We start from the raw sequence: 22679 nt of genomic DNA, 5'->3' as shown, positions 1-22679 counted from the left end.
TTTAGACTTTCATTAATTTAAAAAACAAAAAGCGGTGACTTTCGCCACCGCTTTACTAATTATTACACAATAATTATATCGCTCAATTATACCGCTTCAGCTTACAAGTTGAAAGTAGCTAAAGTTCAATAATCCCACTAATGTTTTACACTACTAACTGTTAGTAAAGAATCATAATCGACTCAAAAGCTTATTCACTTCCGCTTGCTGCACCGCATCACCGGTACCCGTCAATGGTTCTAGAATAGATTTAGCACCATCTTTATCTTCAATTTCAAGATAGGCACGCGCAAGGTCTAATTGCGCACCAAAGCGGTTATTATCATCATCAATATCAACCGCGTTACTATCAGGTAAGCGGTTAGTGTATTCATCAAGGCCTACATCTAATTTTACTTTATCATAAGGTTCATCTTCGATATTAGCAGGCTCTGGCGATGATTCATTTAACAATTTATCGATATCAATAAACTCTTCTGCTTGTGCTGCTGCAACATCAATCGGAGGCTGTTCGCTTGGCGCAGCACTAAATGCATTAGGACTGAATTCTGCCAACATAGCTTCAATATCATCTAACGGCTCATCAGCATTATCAGATTTTTTTATAGTTTCAGGGGCTTCACTCACAGTCACATCAAGTTCAGCTAACATTTCATCAACAGTCTGACCTTGGGCTTTTGGTAAATTGACTTCAACGCCTGCTTCAGCTAAAAGACTATCGATATCGTCCATATCGACGACTTGCTGAGTTTCTATTTTCGGTGCAATATTGTCAGCTTGAGCAATATCATCTAAACCAGCTTCCGCTAAAAGCTTGTCAATATCGTCCATATCAACAACTTGGTTCACATCTGGAACAGATGATGTGTTACTTGGCACAACGTCACCCGCTTGCGCTATCGCTTCTAATTCAGCTTCAGCTAAGATACTGTCAATATCGTCCATATTCACAAATTCATCAGTTACTACTGGTGGTGATTCTGTAACGGGTTCAGAAGCTGGAGCGCCAGTAGTCTGTGAGTTACTGAGTTTAAACTGTTCTAACATTGAATCGACTTCAGCTAAATCAGCATCCAATGTATTTTTATTATTTTTCGGATCGTCTGGGATCAAACTAGGTTCGTCTAGCTCTTCACGCCAGCTTAGATCAGGTGCCACACTATCATTTTCAAAGCTTGTACTTTCGTCATCTAATGTTAGGTCAATATCACTAAAATCATTATCATTTAACTCTGGTATGACAGGCGCTTGATCTATAATTTCCGGCATAATAGGCGCTGCAGGTTTAGTAATAATAGAGTCTATTGGCAAATCATTAGGTTCATCTAAAAATACAGTATCTTCCGCGTCGAGCTCTAAATTAAAATCTGGCACTTCTAAGTTGGCCGCTTCAAATGTGCTTATCTTATCAGCAGGCTTTCCTGCGGGTGCTTTAACCTCTTCAGGCGTAGACATCGCACTATCAGATGTAAAGCTTTCAGTATTAAGGTAATCACTGAGTTCATCAACGGTATTATCCGCATCAAACATCACGCTATCTTCAATATTATTCTTCTGATCATTTCTATTTTTTAACCATAGCCCTAACCAAACTAAAAACAGTAATGAAAACACACCAGAGACACCACCAATTAACCACCAATTGTTATAGCTTTCAGCTTCCATCACCGCTTTTTTCTTGGCATCATCTATCGTAACTTGCTGTTCAGAAATACGTGTATTTTGCTGTTCGATTAATGCTTTTAAATCCGCTTTCAATGCATTATCAATCGCCATTTGCTCTTTAAGTTCCGCTAATTCCATACGAATACTTTCGAGCTGTAATTTCAGGCGTCGATTAGTTTCACTTGATAATAAAAGATGTTCATTGCTTTCTGTTAGCTCACCTTGTAATAAAGCAAGTTTATCACGTTGAATTTTATTGCTGACAATCACCTTCGTGCTTGGTTTAGCAGTATTGCCCGGTGGGGTTGATTTCGTTTTAGCAACTGATTTTTTCGTGAGCGCATTTTTTAGGGCTGAACCGTCTGTTGCTTGTATCTCAGCGGCACTGGGGATCTTAAGCAAACTACCATCAATCATTTTATTGATGTCACCACCTAAAAATGCATGAGGGTTAAGCGCAAAAATGGCGGTCATCGTTTTGTATAAACTTAAGCGGCTATCTGGCCTCGTGGCGGTTGCAACTGACCATAACGTATCAGCCTTCACAATTGGTCCGTAACTATTAGGCGAAGAAGGCGTGTACACTTCAGGGCCTTTTAATTGAAGAACAAATCCATTTGAATTCGCAGCAATACCCGCCATAGGAATCAGCAGAAATAAAACAATCCATTTTAACTTCGATAAACCCGATATCATTGTTAACCCTTACTATGAAACAACACCAACACACTTAAAATTAATATAACATATCCAAAATTTCAGTATACACATGAATTTACTGGTATCTTCTACTTAACTATTCTAATGGTTAATTTCAATAAAAAAAATTTGTGAATTGAAACTATGATATAAATCAGAAAAATAAAATACAAATAAAAAAATAGCACCCAATATTGGGTGCTAAATATGCAATTCAAATAAATTCATCGCCAAGGGCTAAAATTTACCCTTACAGGTAATCGCGAATTAATACTTCAGCAATTTGTACACTGTTTGTTGCAGCACCCTTACGGATGTTATCGCCTACAACCCACATATTAATCCCACTTGCGTGTGAGATATCTTCACGAATACGGCCAACAAACACGTCATCGTGACCAGCAGAGTCAGAAATAGGGGTTGGATAGTCTTCTTCATTTTCAATCAGTTTAACACCAGGCGCATGACGCATGAGTGAGCGTACTTCTTCGGCACTGATTGGTGTACGAGTTTCTAAATGGATCGCTTCAGAGTGACCATAAAATACAGGTACGCGTACTGCTGTTGGATTAACCATGATGTACTCATCACCAAAAATTTTCTGTGTTTCCCACACCATTTTCATTTCTTCTTTGGTGTAACCATTTTCAGTAAACACATCAATCTGTGGGATCACGTTAAATGCGATCTGCTTTGGATATACTTTTGTTTCGACTTCACGTGCATTTAATAAACTTGCCGTTTGACCAGCTAGTTCATCAATTGCGCTTTTACCAGAGCCCGATACGGCTTGGTATGTTGCAACATTAATACGTGAAATACCCACAGCATCATGGATTGGTTTTAATGCAACTAACATTTGAATTGTTGAGCAATTTGGATTCGCGATAATGCCACGGTTTGTATATTGCGCAATTGCTTCTGGGTTGACTTCTGGTACAACTAATGGAATATCTTCGTCATAACGGAAGTGTGATGTGTTATCAATAACAACGACACCCGCATCGGCTGCGATTGGCGCCCATTTTTCTGATACCGAACCACCAGCAGAGAACAAACCGATTTGAACTTGTGTCCAATCGAAATTATCAACATCTAATACTTCAACTTGTTTATTATTGAAGGTAATTTTACCACCCGCACTACGGCTACTTGCTAATGGATAAATATTACCGATTGGAAATTTACGTTCCTGTAAGATTTCCAACATCATTTGCCCTACGGCACCTGTTGCTCCTAGTACTGCAACATCATATAGTTGACTCATCAACGACTCCTAAAAAATTATTTGGCAAACCCAAGTTGATACAACGACTCTACCGCATATTGAGACTCATTTACTAGCCTCAATGAGGAAAATTCTCTTCTTTCTAGGTAATTTTTACGCATTTCATCAAAACTACCCGTTTTCATTATGTTTTTTCTAAAAATAGCATCATCTCGGCGAACATCGTATACCAAATGAACCAGATTTTTAGCGAATGTTTGATCTGCACTTTGGTTAATATCAATGCGACTGACTGCAGGCACAGGCAAGATATCACTAATACTTCGGTCTGCTTTCTGGCCTAAGAACTGTGCGTACGCCTGATAAATCATCTCCGTACCACGCGCTTTACCTTCTAAGCTGTACCCCGCAATATGTGGTGTAGCAATAGCAACATAAGGGATCAACTCAAGTAATGGCGTTGGTTCATTTTCCCATACATCCAGTACGAGCGTCATTGCATGCCCTGCTTGTTTTAATTCCAGCAGTGCCTGATTATCAATCACATCGCCACGACCGCTATTAATCAGGATCGCGTCTGGTGCTATACCCGCCAGTAATTCAGCCGTTAATAGATGCTTGGTTTGATTATGGCCAGTTTTCACTAATGGCACGTGTAAGCAAATGATATCCGCTTGTAATGCTTGTTCTAAGCTAACAAACCCTGTCAGTCCTTCTTTCTCTACGCGAGGAGGATCGCATAGCATCACTTGAGCACCGAGAGCCGTTAGTCGACTGACCGTTTGCGAACCTGTATTACCAACACCAATAACGGCGATTTTTTTATCCGCTAATACAAAACTTTGCTGTTCAGCTAACACTAATAATGCGCTGCAAACATAATCACCAACAGATACCGCATTACAACCAGGCGCATTAGTATATTCAATATTTCGTTGCTGTAAGCATGCTTGGTCTAAATGATCGATACCAATCGTTGCTGTACCCACAAACGCTAGTTTATTGGCTTTAGCAAGTAATTCGCTGTTCACTTGCGTGACGGAACGTACCATCAAGGCATCTACATCACGTAAATCCTCAGCTTGAATTGTACGGCCAGATAAAGGAACTACTTCACCAAACTGAGAAAACAATTCGGTTGCATAAGGCATATTTTCATCAACTACGATCTTCATTTAAGTATTCCCTTAATAATACGACTAGGGTTATTTTGCGCGTTGTGAAGATAAAAAAAAAGCCCATTTATCAATAATCTGATAAATGGGCTTACATTGTCTTCATCAAGGGAGAATGAACCGTCACTTAAACGTTTTTATTTAAGCGCTTTAATACACTATTATTTAGTAAATTTACTAAATACTAGTGTCGCATTCGTACCACCGAAACCAAAGCTATTCGACATTACGTTAGTTAGCTCTGCATCAATAGCTTGACCAGAAACGATGTCCAGACCTTCTGCTTTTTCATCAAGGTCTTGAATGTTAGCACTTGCTGTAATAAAACTGTTTTCCATCATGATTAATGAATAAATGGCTTCATGTACACCCGCAGCGCCTAACGCGTGACCAGTCAATGCTTTAGTTGCACTTATTTTAGGTGACTTATGACCAAATACAGCTTGAATCGCTTCAAGTTCTTTTGTATCACCTACAGGTGTAGATGTACCGTGTGTATTTAGATAATCAATTTCGCCGTCTACTGTTTCTAGCGCTTGTTGCATACAACGCACTGCACCTTCACCCGACGGTGCTACCATGTCATAGCCATCTGATGTTGCACCGTAACCGGTAATTTCTGCATAGATAGTTGCGCCACGAGCAAGTGCATGCTCAAGTTCTTCAACAACAACCATACCGCCACCACCAGATATAACGAAACCATCACGGTTTGCGTCATATGTACGAGATGCTTGTTGTGGAGTTTCGTTATACTTAGTTGATAATGCGCCCATTGCATCGAACTCTAAAGCTAAAGTCCAATCAATTTCTTCACCGCCACCAGCGAATACAACGTCTTGTTTACCCAGTTGGATTTGCTCTACTGCATGGCCAATACAATGCGCACTTGTTGCGCATGCAGAAGTAATAGAATAGCTTGGGCCTTTAATTTTGAATGGTGTAGCAAGACAAGCAGAAATCGTGCTCGACATAGTACGAGTCACCATATATGGACCGACACGTTTCACACTTTTATTACGAGCGATATCTACAGAATCAACAACGTTCTTAGATGATGCACCACCTGAACCTGCAATAAGGCCAGTACGTACGTTAGATACTTGCTCTTCTGTTAAACCTGAATCATCAATCGCTTCTTGCATTGCAATATAACTGAAAGCGGCTGCATCACCCATGAAACGCATTGCTTTACGATCAATGATTTCCTTAGGATCAAGATTAACAGTTCCGCAGACTTGGCTACGTAAGTTTTGTTCAGCAAATTGTGGTGCAAATTCAATACCGCTGTTACCTGCTTTCAGTGACTCACATACTTCTGCTTTGTTGTTACCGATACTTGATACAATACCGATACCTGTTATAACCGCTCTTTTCATGATATTCCCTAATATAAAATTATTACGTCATTCTTACTTATTTTTTAACGTCATCTGGTCTGCTTTCCCTATAATCAGATAAAATTATGACCGTTTTATTAATTTTGAGCCTATAGACTCATTCTTTTTATATTAAAAAAAAATCAGCCTTAATCTGCTAGACGCCCAGTTAGAGCCTCAGTCCTATCTACTTTCATTATAGTAAAGCGTTAACATCCAGTATCCCATTGCTATCTAAGATTGTCACCGCCTAAAAATTGCTTGGGATCAAATCATCTGCGATTGTTGTTACTTTTGCTGCTAAAACAACCATGACCGTCGCACTGCTGTTCGGATTAAATACAAAGTTGGCAATTTAAGTCAGTGTAAACAATCATTGATAGTAATCATTTTTTCTCATCACTTTTGTGACATCTATAACATCAATTTAATAGATTATGTCTAAGGAATAGGATATGACAAAGCCACCATGTGTTAATTTACAAGGTGTTTCATCCATATTTGTTCACTCACTAATATTCTTTCTTATCATGTTATTGAGTTTTTCCTGCCGAGCTGAAATCAATCTGATCTTTGGTCTATATACCTCGGATAAACCGACAACTATGGTCAGTAAATTCCGCCCTTTTATTAATACTCTCGAAGCGCAAATGACACATAAGTTAAAACAACCAGTCCATATAAAAATGCACATTTCCAGTAACTATAATGATGGTGTACATGCACTTACCACTGGCAAAGTTGATTTTTCTCGCTTAGGTCCAGCGTCATATATAACCGCTAAAAATGCCAATGCCAATTTACAACTACTTGCCATCGAAGCCAAAAAAGGAAAAAAGCTATTCTATGGCATTATTGCCGTTCAAACAGATAGTCCAATAACAAAGCCGGAGCAATTAGTCGGTAAACGATTTGCATTTGGGTCCGAGCAGTCCACAATTGGTCGTTATCTTTCACAAAGTTTCCTTGCAGACCATCATATATACGCGACAGACTTGGCCAAATTTGACTACTTAGATAGACATGATGCTGTTGGAGCGTCGGTTGCGGCTGGGCGGTATGATGCAGGCGCATTAAAAGAAGGCACATTTAAAAAACTGCGCAGTAAAGGCGTATTATTACGTGAAATAGCACGATTTCCGAATGTAACTAAACCTTGGGTGGCAAAAGCAGGATTAAATGATGACATAGCACAAGCTTTATCGGCATTGTTAATCGCCAGTGATGAGTCAAACGCATTATATAAAAATTCATTTAGTCAAAATGGGTTTTTACCCGGTGATGACAGTGACTATGACATTATTCGTCAATCAATGAAAGATACGCGTTTTTTTGATAAAAGTTCAGTTAAATGACCCTACTGATTAAGCATTTACCACTCTGGTTCAAGATCCTAATCGCTACCTTGTGCATAACCCTCATCACAAGTTTGGCAGCTGGAGAACTAGCTAGGCGTTTTGAATACAACTATCTCACCAATAATCTAACCTCACAGATACAACAAACATTCAATATTTTATCCGCAACAACCATTGATAGTCTGATCACAGAAGATATCCCGCTACTTGAAACTATCATGCTACAGATATCATCAAACTACCCTGATGTGGAATTCTTTGCCATTTATAATGAGTTGCATACAGTATTGGTCACTTGGGGAACGTTACCACCAGAAGCAAGCTTACAACACCAAGTATTTCAGCAGCCAGTTTCTTTTGGCGGTGAAACGTTTGGCTATATGAAAATAGCTGTCAGTACCGCTAGTTTACAACAAGATATAACAGAGCACGTGAACTTAATACGTCTACTCATTGCGTTAATATTATTATGTTTAGCACTAACGATTTCGCTATTACTGCATTCTTCAGTATTAAAACCAATATCAAACATTAACAACCGATTATTACAATTATCTCAATTTCATCACACGGGTGAACAGATCACGCTAGTATCAACGAATGAGTTAGACCGTTTAAATGAGTCTGTCGACCTTATTCAGGAGTTTACTCATAAGCAAACACAACGTGAACAGCAGTTACAAATAGCAAAAGAACAAGCCATTAACGCTAACACGACAAAATCAACCTTTCTCGCCACCATGAGCCATGAAATAAGAAACCCAATGCACGCCATTTTAGGCGCATTGTCGTTATTAAATAAGAGTGAAATGAGTGCAGAACAACAACACTTTATCGATACTAGCCTAAAATCTGCCAATATATTACTTGGCTTATTAAACAACATCCTCGATATGTCAAAAATCGAAGCAGGAAAGCTACAGCTTGAGCATCGCGCTTTTAATCTTCAAGAGATATTACAAAATGTAACAAGTGTTCTTGAACCATTAGCACAAAAGAAAGAGATCACACTCAATCATACCTGTAATACGGAAACGCCGTTATGGGTACTCGGTGATGATAATAGGCTAGCCCAAGTACTCATTAACTTAACCAATAATGCGATTAAGTTCACGCAACAAGGCCAAGTCGATGTGATGATGGAAGCAATACAACAGGCTAACCACACACAGCTTTGTTTCACAGTCAAAGATAATGGAATTGGTATCTCAGAGCATCAACTAAAGCATATTTTTGATGATTTCGTACAATCTGATAGCTCTTTTTCACGTGAATATGGAGGTTCGGGCTTAGGGCTTGCTATCTCAAAACAACTCATTACGCTAATGAAAGGAAGCATTACAGTCACCAGCCAATTAAATCAAGGCAGTGAATTCATCATTAAATTAAAGCTAGAAAATACGGAGGCGCCAGTCACTGAACAACCTATGCCTCAAGCACCAGTCGTCACAAAAGACACCCCTGCTCACTTGCTTCTCGTTGAGGACAATAAGGCAAACCAATTCATTACCAAGACGATTTTACAACGTGCGGGTTATACTGTGGATGTCGCAAATAATGGCCTAGTTGCAATTAAAGCCTGCGAGAAACAACGCTATGAGTTAATATTAATGGACTTACAAATGCCCGAAATGGATGGGTTTGACGCAACAAAAGGTATACGCCAAGCCTCTAATATAAATACAAACACACCGATTATAGCAATGACTGCAAACGCAACGACCGAGGACCGAGAAAATACCCTTGCAGTCGGTATGAATGATTTTTTGATGAAACCTGCGCGAGAAGACCAGTTAATAAAAAAAGTCCGACATTGGTTAAATTGAATATTAGCGGCAATCTAACCAATGACATTTATTAACTAAATTGCTGATTAAACTTGGCTACCGACGCTGCCGTATCTTGCCATAAGCGGCTATTTTTAAGCTCCGGTAATGTAAAATTGCTCGTATGCTTAAGGTTAAAATCATCGGTTGTTAAATTATTATCCAAGCCATCTAATAACGTTTCTACACCAGTGCGATCATTACACGCAAGTAATAAGTTACACCCTGCCCATATAGCCTGCTCTGCTCGTTCTAAATAATTACCCGCAACACTGGCGCCATGCATCGATAAGTCATCAGAGAAAATAGCGCCTTTAAAGCCTAACTCTTTTCTTAATATCGTTTGTAGCCAGTATTGAGAGAAACCAGCCGCTTTAGAATCAACTTGCTGATAAATAACATGTGCAGGCATAATGGCATCAAGTTGCGCATTAGCAATAAGGGATTTAAATGGCAATAAATCCGTTGCGCTGATGTCGGCTAAGCTGCGTTCATCAATCGGTAATGCAATATGTGAATCAGCTAACACACTGCCATGTCCTGGAAAGTGTTTACCTGTCGTTTTCATACCAGCTTGGTGCATACCAACGCACAATTGCGTCGAAAGATCGGTTACCCAGCTTGGATCCGCATGGAATGAACGGTCACCAATAACTTGACTACCGCGCTCTAAATCCAGTACCGGAGCAAAGCTTAAATCTATATCAAATGCCAATAACTCTGCCGCTAACATCCAGCCACATTGTTGGGTGAACTGTTTCGCTGTTTCACGATCATCAGCATATAACGCCGCAATTTTACCCATTGCAGGTATACGTGTAAACTGCTCACGAAAACGTTGAACACGACCACCTTCATGATCAACCGCTATCACTATTTGTGAGTGAGCAGCTTTACGAATTGATTTAATTAATGCATTTAACTGAGCATGGTCACCATAATTACGGCTAAACAAGATCAAACCACCGGTTAATGGGTGCGCTAAGATCTCTTTATCTTCAGCCGTTAATTCATAACCATCAACATCTACTACTACTGGTCCCACAACAATTCCTTATTCAATCTGTTAATTTTATCGGCTATAGCACGTTCAGATTGCTGCCATAGGGTTAAATAGGTGACATCTTTATCTTGCTGGTACATAACGATACACCACAATAAAGTCATCATTTCGACCACAACAGCCATTACCGCTAATTGCTCTAATGTCACGTTCGCTTCAGGGTAATAATGATTGTAATACGTTAAAAACAACACCTGCTGTGAATGCTCCCAAGCGAATGTCTGAAATAATGTCGTAATATCAAAATCACAATGACCCGCGGCTGCAAATTCCCAATCCAGTAAATACAACTTAGCTTGTTCATCCACCATAAAATTCAATGGATTCATATCGTGATGACAAAACCCCTGTCTATTTGAAGGTAACTGATGTTCAATTAAATGTATCACAAGTGCGAGTTGCTGATCGAGTCTCACGGTTTTAAATTCGGACTTTAGTGTTTGATAATAATGCTGAAGCCGCTCAACCATATTAAGGTGATGTGCAGGTAAAGGCTGTTGATGAAGCGTGGCCGTTAATTGTGCTATTTGATCAATATTTTCATCGCGAGCTTGTTCGTCGAGATCCCAGTGTTTACCCGTGATCCAATCACAAATGATGCCTTGCTCATATTGAGCAATAATATTTGGCGACAAACCAATAGCAGCGGCCTGTATTTGCGCAGCACACTCGTGCTCGACATTATTATCCATGTCATTGTAAGTCGCTGAAAATTGTCTTACAAAATAGCGATGACGCAAACCATATAGTTGAAAATCCAAACGGTAATTATGGTTACTTAAACCTCCCACAACAGGTTGCAAAGAAAATGACTCCGGGCTAAAACGAACAACAAACTCAGGGATAATTATCATAAAAAGACGGTGCTACTCACTTGGGCTTCAACCGTATTAAAACGGTTATTGATCAATTCAATACTTAATTTATATTTATCACTAGTATTCTCAGCCTGAGAAATATAAATGACTAGCGAATAACCGGAATAAGTCCGGTCTGAGTGATACTGTGATACTTGCTCTGTTAAAATTTGTATATCAAACCAATCAGGTTTTGAGCATGTTTCGGCGCTAGCACGTTGTAATTCATTATGCGTAACAGGCAAGGTTACCGTCGTATTGGGAAGCGTAATATATAATAGCTGCCCATGCTTAAAACTACCTTGAACAAAATAGGGCTGCTGTAATAGTTTCCCGCTTAACGTGCGCACTTCCGTTATTAAAGGGTGTTCAATAATGACTTCAAGAGGAGCCGCCATAACTTGTCTGTCATTGTACGCTTGTGAGGCACAACCACTGACAACTAACGCACTCAATATATAAACCAGTGTGAGTATCCATTTCATTTAACACTCCCCCCAAAGCTATTGATAATTATGAGATGAGAATAACAACTAGTTTGTTGTTACCATCGCCCCCAATTGTTCACCTCCAACAAGATGCATATGTAAATGATACACTTCCTGTCTACCATGTTTATTACAGTTAACGATTAGACGGTAGCCATTTTCAGCAATCCCCTCTTGTTCCGCAATTTTTCTCGCCACAATAAAGAGACGCCCTAATGCTAATTCATCTTCTTCACATACATCATTAGTCGTCGGGATCAGTTTATTTGGGATGATAAGCACATGTGTTGATGCTTTTGGACTAATATCACGAAATGCAGTCACTAATTCATCTTGATACAAAATGTCCGCAGGGATCTCTTTATCGATGATCTTACGAAAAATCGTTTCTTCCGCCATTTCTTTCGCTCCATTACAAAATTAAGTTATTCAATACTATGTGAAAAAAACGATAAATACACTCACTATCAGTAATAGTTCATGATCTATACCCAAACGACTTAATAATCAATACCAAAACAGACCTCAACGCGAGATAGCAGCGACAAAAAAGCCCATCACACCCTACACCTTAGTGTAGTTTGTAATGGGCTTTAATTTAGAAATTATAAATTGCTAATGCCGATTAAGCTGAAGCAATGGCACCTTTACCGACACCTTCATAAGCAAATACAGTGAGAGAATCACTGCAATCTTTTGCTAAAGTATCAGCAATATACTGGGCAATATTTTCAACTGTCGTTTCTGTTGGCATAATTTCAACAATTGATTTATTAATCGCAAGTTGGAACTCACCTTGAGGCGCTTGATATTTAAAGCAGTAATGCTCGGGCGTTAAAGCCGCCATCCCCGCACTTGAAAGTGATAGCTCTGATGCCGACACCATATCGCAATGCTCCGCCAGATAGATATCTTTCCAACGTTCAGCCCAACTCGCTTCAAGCGCAGGATCAGGTTCATCATTACGTAAGATCTCAATTGTAGAGCGGTGACCATGTGCAATACGCTGACAGTTACCAAGGTGTTTACGTAAACCATGGCTGTAGCAGTATTCTGCACCATCAATTTTTTCTTCACGTAATTTAACGTCTAACTTTTTCACGTTATTTGGTAAACGTAGCATGAGCTGCTCAGTTAAATACGTCTCTAAATTCGCTAGCGTAATTTGTTCTGCTGGAATCAATGCAAATGCTTGATCAGGGCATGCTAAATGAATTGACTCACTATGTTCACGCCATGCATCAACGTACGTAAATGCACCATCGCTCATTACATCACAAAATTTAGCATGAGCAGGTACGATCAATTTATGATCAACCAGTTCATCAACAGTCGATTTAATCAATTTTTTCACAATACCAAAATCGAGGATCATACTCTGTTCATTTAAGTCACCATGCAGAACGATATCCACTAGCCAGCTTTGGCCAATAATGCCACGTGAATAATCCAATACTGAAGAATCAATAACAGTAAGATCTTTGACGAATAATTTCATCTAAATTTGTCCTTTATGGTAACTAAATAAGTATTTATATTATTGATTATCGCTATTTTTGTGCGTCGTATTCATCTTTAAATGAAGCAATCAGCTCTTCACTATCAACAACAACTACATCTTGACCTGCTTTTGGAAATACTGAGATAACCACGCCATCAGCAGCAAGACCTGGTAACCAGTTGTTACGCCAAGCACCCATCTCAATTTTAAGCGGCTGACACTCAGACCAATCGCCTTGGATCCATTCACTTGCAAACTCGGCATGTGGCCAAACAGGGATGCTTCGTTCGCCTTCCGATTCGCTAACAACAAAACCGTTAGCATCTGCTAATGTCCACACTTCTTCAGACTTAACGGCACGAAAAACGAAATAGTTGAAACGCGCTTCAGGTGATTTTTCAACTGCTTCAGCAGTTTGCTTGTCATGAATTTTAAATGTCATAATCTTCTCTCAAGAAACCGCCATCGGCAGTTTCAAATAATGTTTATAATAAAGCAGCAGCGGATTGTACGCTGCACAATAATAAATACCAATAATAAATACCAATAATAGTAAAGTTAAACAGAGGTAATTTTATTTAGCGAATTCCAGCTTGCGCAAATAACGCGGTATCATGGTTTCATTGCCCTGCAATCCGCCTTGATGTATATAAAGAATGGGGCGTTTATCAGCACTTTCAAGTCGCGCCTCGGTATTCGCATTGTCTTCGATGAATTCACGCTGCAAACATAACCAAGCCAGGGGATCATAAAGTAAATCAAATTCAATATGAGTGATTTGCTTTAGCTCGGACCAAATACGATAAAAAGGCAGATAAAGTTTGCCAAAATGATACTTTTTATCTGCAGAGATAATCGTTGGGTGTAATGATTCATCGGCACACAATTCAAAAAATTGCTGCTGTAAATAATCATCACCGCCAACACAAGCGCAAGTTTGTACTTCAAAGGGCAAATGTTTTTGCAAAAATAACGCCGTAGTACCAGTACCAGAAGGCAAAACCACACGAATATCAGCATACGAATTTAATTTAGCCCACTCAATAATCTCATCTGCTAGTATTTTTAATCCTGTTTCCGCATATTGACAGCGACCACCTTCAGGAATAAAAACAACGCTCTGACCTTGTGTTTTTAAAGCCGGTAGCACTTGTTGCTGTATATGCTCAATAACAGACAGACTATTCGAGTCAGCAACGATAACCTTAGCGCCCTGTGCTAAGGCTGCACGATAATTACCTTGCGGATTATCAATCAAATACTGAGGCAGGTGATCAACATAATAGTGCAACTGACATTGCTTTAATTTGGCTAATACGGACAAAGAATATAACGAATTAGCTTGCGCAGAACCGTGGCCAATTAAGATATCAACCAATGATAAATCTTGTTGCAAAAAATGGTAAAACTTGCGTGCTTTATTACCACTAAAAGCCACATCTAATAAATCATCGCGTTTAACGTAAACGTGATGACCTAAAAATTCGATGTCATCGACAGGTGTATTACGTAATTCCAAAGTGGTGTCCTAGTTTACAAGATACAAGAGTTAAACAGACGCAGGCAGTGCTGCTGAAACAATAAATTGGCGACCATTAACAGCCAGCATCTCGGTATCAACATCGTAGACTTGTTTAATCGAATCTACGGTTAACACTTTACTCGCAGAGCCCTGCCCAACAAGGGTGCCAGCATTTAATAGCAGTACTTCAGAAGCATGATTAAGAGCGAGATTAAGATCATGGATAGATGCAATAATCGTAATACCTTGCTCTGAAAATTCTTTTAACATCTGTAACACTTCAATTTGATGCTTTAAATCAAGCCCTGTTAATGGTTCATCCAATAAACATAAAATCGATTGCTGATTTAATAGCGGTGATACTTGTACTAATGTACGGGCAATAAGCACACGCTGCCATTCACCACCCGACAGTTGATCGCAATTACGCTCAACTAACTTAGCTATATCTAATCGGGATAATAATTGATTTATCACCCGACAAGCTTGTTCATCTTCAAGGCTAATACCCAGAGGATGTAAACCCAAAGCAATAAACTGATAAACCGGAATGGCAAAAGGTGGCGGAGATACTTGCGGTAACCAGGCGCGCTGGCGAGCCAACTCAGCAATAGGATAAGACGAAATAGGACGTTCAGCTAATAAGTAAGCGCCTTCGCATGCCTGTTCATGACCTGCTAAAATGGAAAGTAATGTACTTTTACCACTGCCATTAGGCCCTAATAAAAACAAACAACTCCCTTTATCTATCGATACATTCATATCATGTAATCGCTGCTGATAGTTAACATTGGTTAGCGTTAATATTGTAGATGTCCCCATCGTATTTTTTAATTTATCCATAGTGCTTTGTTGTTATGCTACTTGCTTGCGCAATAGTAAATAGATGAAAAAAGGAGCGCCTAAGCTTGCCGTGATCGCCCCTACAGGTAACTCCGCGGTTGCAAACACACTACGCGCAATTAAATCCGCAAGTAATAAAAAGATCGCGCCCAACAAGGCTGAAGCAGGTACAAGAAAGCGTAATTGGCTCGTCACTAATATCCGTAAAATATGCGGAATCACTAACCCAATAAAGCTAATTACGCCCGCCATCGATACCGACACGCCAGTGAGTACTGCCACACATAAAATAAGCTGAATACGTAATTTAGGGACATCAATACCCGATTGAAATGCCCCCTGTTCACCAAACTGTAAAAGGTTCAGCGCATCAATACGGCACATGATCCACAAAAAACTCAAACTCAAAGGAATAACGGCAATATAAATAAGTTCGGATCCATACGCTAAATTTCCCATCATCCAGTACAGCATTTGTCGCATACTGCCGTCATCAGAAAAATACAACAGCCAAGTCATAATCGCGCCAGAAAAGATACCGATCGCAACGCCAAGTAATAAGATCTTGGTGGTGGGTAAGTTATTCTTTGTCACTCGATAAAGTAAATACGTGACTAAGCTTGCCCCGATAAAAGCCGATAATGGTAAAATATAATGCTGTAATCCCGCCCACTGTGGAAACAAAGTCTCAAGAAAGACAATCGATAACACAGCAAACAAACTGGCAAACGATGAAATGCCGATAACACCAGGCTCTGCTAACGAATTAGCGAGTAACACTTGCAAGATACAACCGGCAACAGCTAACGCAGCGCCAACTAAAATTGCAGTCACAATACGTGGTAAACGTAGGTCAAATAACACTTGTTGCTGTAAAGATGATAAACCATTAAAAATATCATCAACACCAATACTGAAACGGCCTGAGACAAGCGAAATTAAAATAACGGCAACAAGACAAATAGATAAAAATATCAGAGTGCTTCGACTTTTTAGTGTACTTGCACGCTGTAACTTAAGCAGGTCGATCATAATTTAAGAAAGGATATAGAAGGATAAAATAGACAAGGTATCTCAAATAATGTCAGCGTTAAGCTTAAGCACATTTTAGATACCCTGTCAGGAGGCTGCGAATTAGATTGATTGACTTACAGCATCAATCAGCGCATGGGGATAACCCATTTCAGCCATGAGTTGTGTAATGATATTACGTTTACGACCTGTATTAGTGTTAGTAATAACCCAATATGGCGTATTCTCAATATGACGAGGTTTGGTCGTACTACCAGCACTTAACAATTCACTTTCCGATTTTGCAAAGTAAATACGTTTACGGCCTTTAATATCAGTCGCACTATCAAACTCTTTCGGGTTTTCTGCATACAAGACAGATAATATCTGTATAAACTTAGTCACCGAAACCGTCGTTTCTTTAAATTTCTTATTTTTAATAAGCTTAGCGATACTGGCTGGCAGCGTAGAATGGCTGACAATCTCAGGCTCTACAACAATCGGTGTAGATACAGGTGTCGGCGCTACTACTGCCGGTGAATTAGTTACCGTTTGCTTAGTCTCACTGTTGATGTTCTCTACAGGCTGTGGCAATACTTCAACATTTGTTAAATCTGCACAGTCACTATCAGGTACACCAAGTAAGCGACGTAAAATATCTGATGCACTTTCGCCAATATCTTTCGTTTGACTAGCAATATAACGATATAGGTCGTCTTCAAGCTCAATCGTCTTCATATTTAACTAGTAAATCCTTGCTTATAAATTTGGTTTAATTATACCTTGTGAATAGATTTCTCTCTATGCTTATAGAAAAAATATTACCTCTGTGATGCATTTATCAACGATTCATACACGACAATGACGTAATTATTGCGGTAGAATCAGCCACAATTACGGAGAAATATATGTTACTTAATCACAAAATATACGGTCAGGGTGATCCTGTTATCGTTATCCATGGCTTATTTGGCAGTGCAACAAACTTGGGCATGCTAATTAAACAATTAAAAACGGATCATCAAGTGATCGCGGTTGATGTTCGAAACCATGGTTTATCTATGCGTCATCATAGTATGCATTATGATGATATGGCAAATGATATTATTCATCTCATGGATCATTTGACGATCGAACAAGCACATCTAGTCGGTCATTCAATGGGTGGTAAGATTGCCATGCGAACAGCGCTTAATTTTCCTACCCGCGTAACCAGTTTAGCGGTAGCCGATATAGCACCAGTGAATTACCCCCCTCGACATGATAATGTCTTTGCTGGATTAAAAAACATTCCACTTAGCGATATAACCACACGTAGTGAAGCACAATCAAAGCTTGCCGAATATGTAGAAGAAGCAGGTGTTCAGCAGTTTTTATTGAAAGGATTGTATAAAAATGAGCAAGGTAAATTTGATTTTTACTACGCGCTAGATACAATTATATCTCAATACGATGCTATTTCGGACTGGCCAGAAGTAAATAAACAGTATGATAAACCAGTATTATTCATTAAAGGCATGAATTCTGACTATATAACCAATGAGCATAAAGCAGCTATTGCTAAATATTTCCCACAAGCGAAAGCAAAGTTAATACAAGGTACTGGTCACTGGTTACATGCCGAAAAACCGACAATATTTAACAAAATAATAGTCGATTTTTTATTTAGTCATTAGACACATTGTGATATATTTGCACGTTCGTACTCTAAGTAGATACTGTTACGAACTTTAGGTGAATATTGTTATGTTGTATGAATACATTGACTTAATTGAATCTGTCGGCACTAAATTGTTCTTTGTTGCGCTGTTTTTTTTAATCGGCATGGCAATTCACGACGTACTTAAAAAAGGTAATGTACCTCAATTTGGACGTGTAGCGGTTTGGTTTGTACTCTGCTTTGGTATGGCTGGCTTTGTTTTTAAAGAAGTATTGATCACTGTCTGGGAAACCCAGATTTAATAATCTTATAGTATTAACTGCAATGGCGAATATAACGTGGCAAAGGAAAGTTTCGATAGAACGACGATTGACCTTTTTGCTGAAGAAAAGCGTGCTGGTAGACCCAAAACCAATCCGTTATCACGTAAAGAGCAGTTGAAACAGAATAAACGTAACCAATTAAGCCGAGACAAGGCTAACGGATTCAAACGTATTGAATTAAAGGTCGAACAAGACTTGTTTGATATGTTAAATATAAAAGCAAAAAGTGCTAATATGACGCGCAGTGAATATATACAACAATTACTGCAAACACATGTAGCAAAATAAGTTTAAATTAAAACTATTAGGATAATTTAAGAATGGCTAGCGTAGGCTTATTTTTTGGTAGTGACACTGGTAACACAGAAGTAGTTGCTAAGATGATCCAGAAACAACTGGGTAAAAAACTTGTTGATGTTAAAGATATTGCAAAATCAACAACGAAAGATATTAACGAGTTCAGCCTATTAATTTTAGGCATTCCGACTTGGTATTATGGCGAATCTCAATGTGATTGGGATGATTTCATGCCTTCACTAGAAGAAATTGATTTTTCTGACAAGCTAGTTGCAATCTTTGGTTGTGGTGACCAAGAAGATTACGCTGAGTACTTCCTTGATGCAATGGGCACACTACGTGACGTTGTTGAAGCAAAAGGCGGTACATTAATCGGTGAATGGCCAACTAAAGGTTATGATTTCGAAGCATCTAAAGCACTCACTGATGACAATCACTTTGTTGGTTTAGGTATTGATGAAGATCGTCAACCAGAACTAACAGCAGATCGTGTTGAAGCTTGGGTAAAGCAAATCCACAGCGAAATGTGTCTTGCAGAACTAGAAGACTAATCTTTTAGTTATAAACTATATAAATAAAAGGTAAACGACGTATACACGTTACTTTACCTTTTACTCTCCCCCCCAGCTAAAGCCCCATTACACAGCCACTCTAATTAAATAACATTCATTTACCCATCCATTTAGGAATACATATCATACGCTATCTTTTTCTGCTTGCCATATACAACATATTAAGATCAGATTTAATCACTTTTGGTCACACTAGACTAAACAAAAGCTCGGTTAATACGTAAATTTTTGTATTTAAATCCCGCTTTAACAAATATGAGGTTTATTGTTTTTGCGTCTCGTCATATAATAGTGAGGAATGTAAAGAAAATATACTTTTCTCTATTTTAAAAATGAGTACGTTATGACTGATAGAAAAACCGCATTAAAAAAAGCAGGATTAAAAATAACCCTGCCAAGAATCAAAATTTTAGAATTATTACAACTCCCTAGCAGTCAGCATACCAGTGCCGAAGATCTATACAAACAATTGCTCAGTAAAGGTGAAGAAATTGGGCTTGCGACAGTATATCGAGTGCTTAACCAATTTGATGATGCAGGTATTGTTACTCGTCATTATTTTGAAGGCGGTAAATCTGTTTTTGAACTGGCTACTCAAAACCACCATGACCACCTTGTATGTCTTGACTGTGGCCACGTAATTGAATTCCATGATGACTTGATCGAAGATCGTCAACGTGAAATTGCAGCAGAAAATGATATGTCATTACAAGCCCACAGTTTATACTTGTATGGCCGTTCATTAGATGGCAAGTGTAATCATAAATAATTACACACTAAAAATAAGATAAATAAAAAGGAGCTATAGCTCCTTTTTTTATGCGTATTTTTTAACTTTAAATAACACCAAGAAAAAAATATCATCCCTTGATGCTACGTGAGTCCTATAAAACAGACTTAGCCACGTAAAGACACTGTACGGTTAAACACAAGCTTATCCGCTGTTGAATCTTTACTGTCTGCACAGAAGTAACCTTCACGTTCAAACTGGTATGCGCTTGCAGGTTGAGCAGCAACAAGGCCTGGTTCAACTTTAGCTGTTTTGATAACAACTAATGATTCTTCATTCAATGCTTCTTCTAATGTTTCAACACTTGCAGGATCTTCTATTTTAAATAGGCGATCATAAACACGTACTTCCGCATCAACAGCATCAGCAGCTGATACCCAATGAATAACACCTTTAGCTTTACGACCATCACTTGGGTTCTTACCAAGTGTTTCATCATCGTAAGTACAGTGAATTTCAATGATATTACCCGCATCATCTTTTACAACGTCATCGGCTCTAACAATGTATGCATTACGTAAGCGAACTTCTTTGCCTAATACTAAACGTTTATATTTCTTGTTCGCTTCTTCACGGAAATCCGCACGATCAATAAATAGTTCACGACTAAATGGTAACGTACGAGTACCCATATCTAGTTTAGGATGTGCAGGTGCAATTAATTGCTCGGTTTGATTTTCTGGATAATTAGTAATGACTAATTTAACCGGATCAAGAACCGCCATTGCACGTGGTGCTGAATCTTCAAGATCTTCACGGATACATGCTTCTAGCATACCCATTTCGATCGTATTGATTTGTTTAGTCACACCAATACGTTTACAAAATTCACGAATTGACGCAGCTGTATAACCACGACGACGTAAACCAGCAATTGTTGGCATACGTGGATCATCCCAACCACTTACATGGTTTTCTGTCACTAATGCATTAAGCTTACGCTTAGACATCATCGTATATTCAATATTCAAACGTGAGAATTCATACTGACGCGGACGACAATCAATTGAGATATTGTCTAATACCCAATCATAAACACGACGGTTATCTTGGAATTCTAATGTACAGATAGAGTGAGAAATACCTTCTATCGCATCAGAAATACAATGCGTGAAATCGTACATTGGATAAATACACCATTTATCACCTGTCTGGTGATGATGTGCACGCTTAATACGATAGATAACGGGATCACGCATACACATGAACGATGACGTCATGTCAATTTTTGCACGTAGACAACATTCGCCATCAGCAAAACCAGCGTCACGCATTTTATTAAATAACGCGAGGTTTTCGTCAATGCTCGTTTCACGGTATGGGCTATTTTTACCCGGCTTATTCAGCGTACCGCGGTACTCACGTGTTTCCTCTGCATTTAAGAAGCAAACATAAGCTTTACCCGCTTGAATCAATTCAACTGCATATTCGAATAATTTATCGAAGTAATTTGATGAATAGCGAACTTCACCATCCCAGTTAAAACCTAACCACTTTACGTCTTCTTGAATTGCATGAACGTAATCAATGTCTTCTTTTTCTGGGTTCGTATCATCAAAACGTAGATTACACTGTCCCTGGTAATCGTCAGCAATACCAAAGTTCAAACAAATCGATTTGGCATGACCAATATGCAAAAAGCCATTCGGCTCTGGCGGAAAACGCGTATGCACATTAGTATGTTTGCCGGAATTTAAATCTTCATCAATAATCTGACGAATAAAGTTCGTTGGGCGTACTTCAGCCTGACTCATTCCTTACCTCAAACAGTAAATTTTTAATAAAATAGTGAACAATGATCTAACAAAATTGCCTCAGACACAACAACTAAATGCTAATGCGGGCCAGTTAGGCTTGCTCAGGAGGAATTAATCTTACTCTTAATACAATCATTATCACAACACTGTTTAAAACATCACCAGCTATAGATTTATTACCTAGACTCAGGATAACTTAATAATAGCGGAAAAATAGTATGCATAAATGGCCCATGTCACCCGGTTTTACATTAATCGAATTACTTATAACAGTGGCCATCGTGGCTATTTTAGCGAGTATAGGGATACCTAATTACCAGCACTACATGCTAGCAACACATCGTGATCAAGCCAAAATGAAATTAACAGCAATTAGCTTATTAGAAACCGATAATTATAGTCGGCATCAAGAATATATTGAATTGCGACATTTATCGATTGACCTTAGTAGTGAGACTTACCAATACAGTATAAAGATCACAACGAATAATCAGTACCAAGTGATTGCAACAGCGATAAATAATCAACGCAGTGATAGCCATTGTCGAACATTGAGTTTAGACCATAATTTAACGCGATTACCGAAAGTATGTTGGTGATAAAAGAAGGGATATAGAAAGCAGCCTTATCTAAACAATAAGGCTGGGCTTATGCTGAATTACTGC

Annotated in this window: 23 protein-coding genes; 8 read left to right on the top strand and 15 right to left on the bottom strand. The window is 38.8% G+C overall.

The features are described 5' to 3' along the window. Positions 1-171: 171 nt before the first annotated feature. The 4 genes from HWV02_RS06790 to fabB form a co-directional block, all read right to left on the bottom strand. Entirely contained in the window at positions 172-2361 is a 2190-nt protein-coding gene (locus HWV02_RS06790; RefSeq protein ID WP_211679044.1) for a FimV/HubP family polar landmark protein, read from the bottom strand. 253 nt (positions 2362-2614) lie between these two features. After that, on the bottom strand, positions 2615-3631 hold the full coding sequence (locus HWV02_RS06785; protein ID WP_211674645.1) for an aspartate-semialdehyde dehydrogenase: 1017 nt from the start codon (positions 3629-3631) through the stop codon (positions 2615-2617). Positions 3632-3648: 17 nt separating this feature from the next. Continuing rightward, a complete protein-coding gene (locus tag HWV02_RS06780) occupies positions 3649-4767 on the bottom strand; it encodes a 4-phosphoerythronate dehydrogenase (protein ID WP_211679043.1) in 1119 nt (372 codons plus the stop codon). A gap of 161 nt (positions 4768-4928) precedes the next feature. Then, positions 4929-6146: a beta-ketoacyl-ACP synthase I gene (gene fabB / locus HWV02_RS06775; RefSeq protein ID WP_211674643.1), complete on the bottom strand. Its 1218-nt coding sequence runs from the start codon at positions 6144-6146 to the stop codon at positions 4929-4931. 455 nt (positions 6147-6601) lie between these two features. Here fabB and HWV02_RS06770 point away from each other — a divergent pair, with 455 nt between their 5' ends. After that, positions 6602-7501 (top strand): PhnD/SsuA/transferrin family substrate-binding protein, encoded by a 900-nt coding sequence (locus tag HWV02_RS06770; RefSeq protein WP_255550605.1) that lies wholly within the window; start codon positions 6602-6604, stop codon positions 7499-7501. Next, the gene (locus HWV02_RS06765) at positions 7498-9330 is read left to right on the top strand and encodes a response regulator (RefSeq protein WP_211689982.1); all 1833 of its coding nucleotides are present in this window, start codon (positions 7498-7500) and stop codon (positions 9328-9330) included. The genes HWV02_RS06770 and HWV02_RS06765 overlap by 4 nt, the downstream gene beginning before the upstream one ends. 31 nt (positions 9331-9361) lie before the next feature. Here the strand turns inward: HWV02_RS06765 and nagZ are convergent, their stop codons facing one another. The 10 genes from nagZ to seqA form a co-directional block, all read right to left on the bottom strand. Continuing rightward, complete coding sequence (gene nagZ / locus HWV02_RS06760; RefSeq protein WP_211679041.1) at positions 9362-10375, bottom strand: beta-N-acetylhexosaminidase; 1014 nt, start codon at positions 10373-10375, stop codon at positions 9362-9364. Beyond that, a complete protein-coding gene (locus HWV02_RS06755) occupies positions 10363-11247 on the bottom strand; it encodes a phosphotransferase (RefSeq protein WP_211679040.1) in 885 nt (294 codons plus the stop codon). Before HWV02_RS06755 ends, nagZ begins: the two co-directional genes overlap by 13 nt. Next, a complete protein-coding gene (locus HWV02_RS06750; protein ID WP_211679039.1) occupies positions 11244-11735 on the bottom strand; it encodes a penicillin-binding protein activator LpoB in 492 nt (163 codons plus the stop codon). Before HWV02_RS06750 ends, HWV02_RS06755 begins: the two co-directional genes overlap by 4 nt. 48 nt (positions 11736-11783) lie before the next feature. After that, complete coding sequence (locus HWV02_RS06745) at positions 11784-12137, bottom strand: HIT domain-containing protein (protein ID WP_211689981.1); 354 nt, start codon at positions 12135-12137, stop codon at positions 11784-11786. 226 nt (positions 12138-12363) lie between these two features. Then, positions 12364-13236 carry a 6-carboxytetrahydropterin synthase gene (locus HWV02_RS06740; protein WP_211679037.1) on the bottom strand — a complete coding sequence of 291 codons (873 nt, stop codon included), beginning with the start codon at positions 13234-13236 and terminating at the stop codon, positions 12364-12366. Between the two features lie 52 nt (positions 13237-13288). Further along, on the bottom strand, positions 13289-13681 hold the full coding sequence (locus tag HWV02_RS06735; RefSeq protein ID WP_211679036.1) for a DUF2750 domain-containing protein: 393 nt from the start codon (positions 13679-13681) through the stop codon (positions 13289-13291). Positions 13682-13813: 132 nt separating this feature from the next. Then, positions 13814-14758 carry a 1-aminocyclopropane-1-carboxylate deaminase/D-cysteine desulfhydrase gene (locus HWV02_RS06730; protein WP_211679035.1) on the bottom strand — a complete coding sequence of 315 codons (945 nt, stop codon included), beginning with the start codon at positions 14756-14758 and terminating at the stop codon, positions 13814-13816. Between the two features lie 30 nt (positions 14759-14788). Further along, complete coding sequence (locus tag HWV02_RS06725) at positions 14789-15604, bottom strand: ABC transporter ATP-binding protein (protein WP_255547102.1); 816 nt, start codon at positions 15602-15604, stop codon at positions 14789-14791. Between the two features lie 12 nt (positions 15605-15616). After that, positions 15617-16636 (bottom strand): vitamin B12 ABC transporter permease BtuC, encoded by a 1020-nt coding sequence (btuC, locus tag HWV02_RS06720; protein WP_211679034.1) that lies wholly within the window; start codon positions 16634-16636, stop codon positions 15617-15619. 102 nt (positions 16637-16738) lie between these two features. Further along, positions 16739-17353: a replication initiation negative regulator SeqA gene (gene seqA / locus HWV02_RS06715; RefSeq protein WP_211689980.1), complete on the bottom strand. Its 615-nt coding sequence runs from the start codon at positions 17351-17353 to the stop codon at positions 16739-16741. Between the two features lie 170 nt (positions 17354-17523). Here seqA and HWV02_RS06710 point away from each other — a divergent pair, with 170 nt between their 5' ends. The 5 genes from HWV02_RS06710 to fur all read left to right on the top strand — a co-directional run bounded on the left by HWV02_RS06710 (position 17524) and on the right by fur (position 20236). Continuing rightward, positions 17524-18291: an alpha/beta fold hydrolase gene (locus HWV02_RS06710; RefSeq protein ID WP_211689979.1), complete on the top strand. Its 768-nt coding sequence runs from the start codon at positions 17524-17526 to the stop codon at positions 18289-18291. 70 nt (positions 18292-18361) lie between these two features. Beyond that, positions 18362-18577 carry a DUF2788 domain-containing protein gene (locus HWV02_RS06705; RefSeq protein ID WP_211674631.1) on the top strand — a complete coding sequence of 72 codons (216 nt, stop codon included), beginning with the start codon at positions 18362-18364 and terminating at the stop codon, positions 18575-18577. 36 nt (positions 18578-18613) lie between these two features. Beyond that, on the top strand, positions 18614-18886 hold the full coding sequence (gene ybfE, locus HWV02_RS06700; RefSeq protein WP_211674630.1) for a LexA regulated protein: 273 nt from the start codon (positions 18614-18616) through the stop codon (positions 18884-18886). A 32-nt stretch (positions 18887-18918) separates the two neighbouring features. After that, positions 18919-19446, top strand: coding sequence for a flavodoxin FldA (gene fldA / locus HWV02_RS06695; protein ID WP_211689978.1), 528 nt, complete (start codon positions 18919-18921; stop codon positions 19444-19446). A gap of 364 nt (positions 19447-19810) precedes the next feature. Beyond that, positions 19811-20236: a ferric iron uptake transcriptional regulator gene (gene fur / locus HWV02_RS06690; protein ID WP_211679030.1), complete on the top strand. Its 426-nt coding sequence runs from the start codon at positions 19811-19813 to the stop codon at positions 20234-20236. Positions 20237-20364: 128 nt separating this feature from the next. Here fur and glnS read toward each other — a convergent pair whose 3' ends face one another. Then, positions 20365-22011 carry a glutamine--tRNA ligase gene (gene glnS, locus HWV02_RS06685; protein ID WP_211689977.1) on the bottom strand — a complete coding sequence of 549 codons (1647 nt, stop codon included), beginning with the start codon at positions 22009-22011 and terminating at the stop codon, positions 20365-20367. A gap of 221 nt (positions 22012-22232) precedes the next feature. Between glnS and HWV02_RS06680 the strand changes: the two genes are divergently transcribed. Continuing rightward, a complete protein-coding gene (locus tag HWV02_RS06680; protein ID WP_211679028.1) occupies positions 22233-22613 on the top strand; it encodes a type IV pilin protein in 381 nt (126 codons plus the stop codon). Positions 22614-22679: the final 66 nt, after the last annotated feature.

The sequence above is a fragment of the Moritella sp. 28 genome, from assembly GCF_018219435.1.
Lineage (GTDB): Bacteria > Pseudomonadota > Gammaproteobacteria > Enterobacterales > Moritellaceae > Moritella.
Note: the sequence above shows the minus strand (reverse complement) of the source record. Positions and strands in the feature narration are given on the sequence as shown.

Excerpts from the sequence above, each read along its gene's own strand:
- btuC (WP_211679034.1), bottom strand. The coding sequence starts at position 16,636 with ATGATCGACCTGCTTAAGTTACAGCGTGCAAGTACACTAAAAAGTCGA.
- HWV02_RS06710 (WP_211689979.1), top strand. The coding sequence starts at position 17,524 with ATGTTACTTAATCACAAAATATACGGTCAGGGTGATCCTGTTATCGTT.
- HWV02_RS06745 (WP_211689981.1), bottom strand. The coding sequence starts at position 12,137 with ATGGCGGAAGAAACGATTTTTCGTAAGATCATCGATAAAGAGATCCCT.
- HWV02_RS06705 (WP_211674631.1), top strand. The coding sequence starts at position 18,362 with ATGTTGTATGAATACATTGACTTAATTGAATCTGTCGGCACTAAATTG.
- fabB (WP_211674643.1), bottom strand. The coding sequence starts at position 6,146 with ATGAAAAGAGCGGTTATAACAGGTATCGGTATTGTATCAAGTATCGGT.
- seqA (WP_211689980.1), bottom strand. The coding sequence starts at position 17,353 with ATGAAGACGATTGAGCTTGAAGACGACCTATATCGTTATATTGCTAGT.
- glnS (WP_211689977.1), bottom strand. The coding sequence starts at position 22,011 with ATGAGTCAGGCTGAAGTACGCCCAACGAACTTTATTCGTCAGATTATT.
- HWV02_RS06780 (WP_211679043.1), bottom strand. The coding sequence starts at position 4,767 with ATGAAGATCGTAGTTGATGAAAATATGCCTTATGCAACCGAATTGTTT.
- HWV02_RS06735 (WP_211679036.1), bottom strand. The coding sequence starts at position 13,681 with ATGACATTTAAAATTCATGACAAGCAAACTGCTGAAGCAGTTGAAAAA.
- HWV02_RS06765 (WP_211689982.1), top strand. The coding sequence starts at position 7,498 with ATGACCCTACTGATTAAGCATTTACCACTCTGGTTCAAGATCCTAATC.
- HWV02_RS06755 (WP_211679040.1), bottom strand. The coding sequence starts at position 11,247 with ATGATAATTATCCCTGAGTTTGTTGTTCGTTTTAGCCCGGAGTCATTT.
- HWV02_RS06725 (WP_255547102.1), bottom strand. The coding sequence starts at position 15,604 with ATGGATAAATTAAAAAATACGATGGGGACATCTACAATATTAACGCTA.
- fldA (WP_211689978.1), top strand. The coding sequence starts at position 18,919 with ATGGCTAGCGTAGGCTTATTTTTTGGTAGTGACACTGGTAACACAGAA.
- fur (WP_211679030.1), top strand. The coding sequence starts at position 19,811 with ATGACTGATAGAAAAACCGCATTAAAAAAAGCAGGATTAAAAATAACC.
- HWV02_RS06785 (WP_211674645.1), bottom strand. The coding sequence starts at position 3,631 with ATGAGTCAACTATATGATGTTGCAGTACTAGGAGCAACAGGTGCCGTA.
- HWV02_RS06790 (WP_211679044.1), bottom strand. The coding sequence starts at position 2,361 with ATGATATCGGGTTTATCGAAGTTAAAATGGATTGTTTTATTTCTGCTG.
- HWV02_RS06680 (WP_211679028.1), top strand. The coding sequence starts at position 22,233 with ATGCATAAATGGCCCATGTCACCCGGTTTTACATTAATCGAATTACTT.
- HWV02_RS06740 (WP_211679037.1), bottom strand. The coding sequence starts at position 13,236 with ATGAAATTATTCGTCAAAGATCTTACTGTTATTGATTCTTCAGTATTG.
- HWV02_RS06750 (WP_211679039.1), bottom strand. The coding sequence starts at position 11,735 with ATGAAATGGATACTCACACTGGTTTATATATTGAGTGCGTTAGTTGTC.
- HWV02_RS06770 (WP_255550605.1), top strand. The coding sequence starts at position 6,602 with ATGACAAAGCCACCATGTGTTAATTTACAAGGTGTTTCATCCATATTT.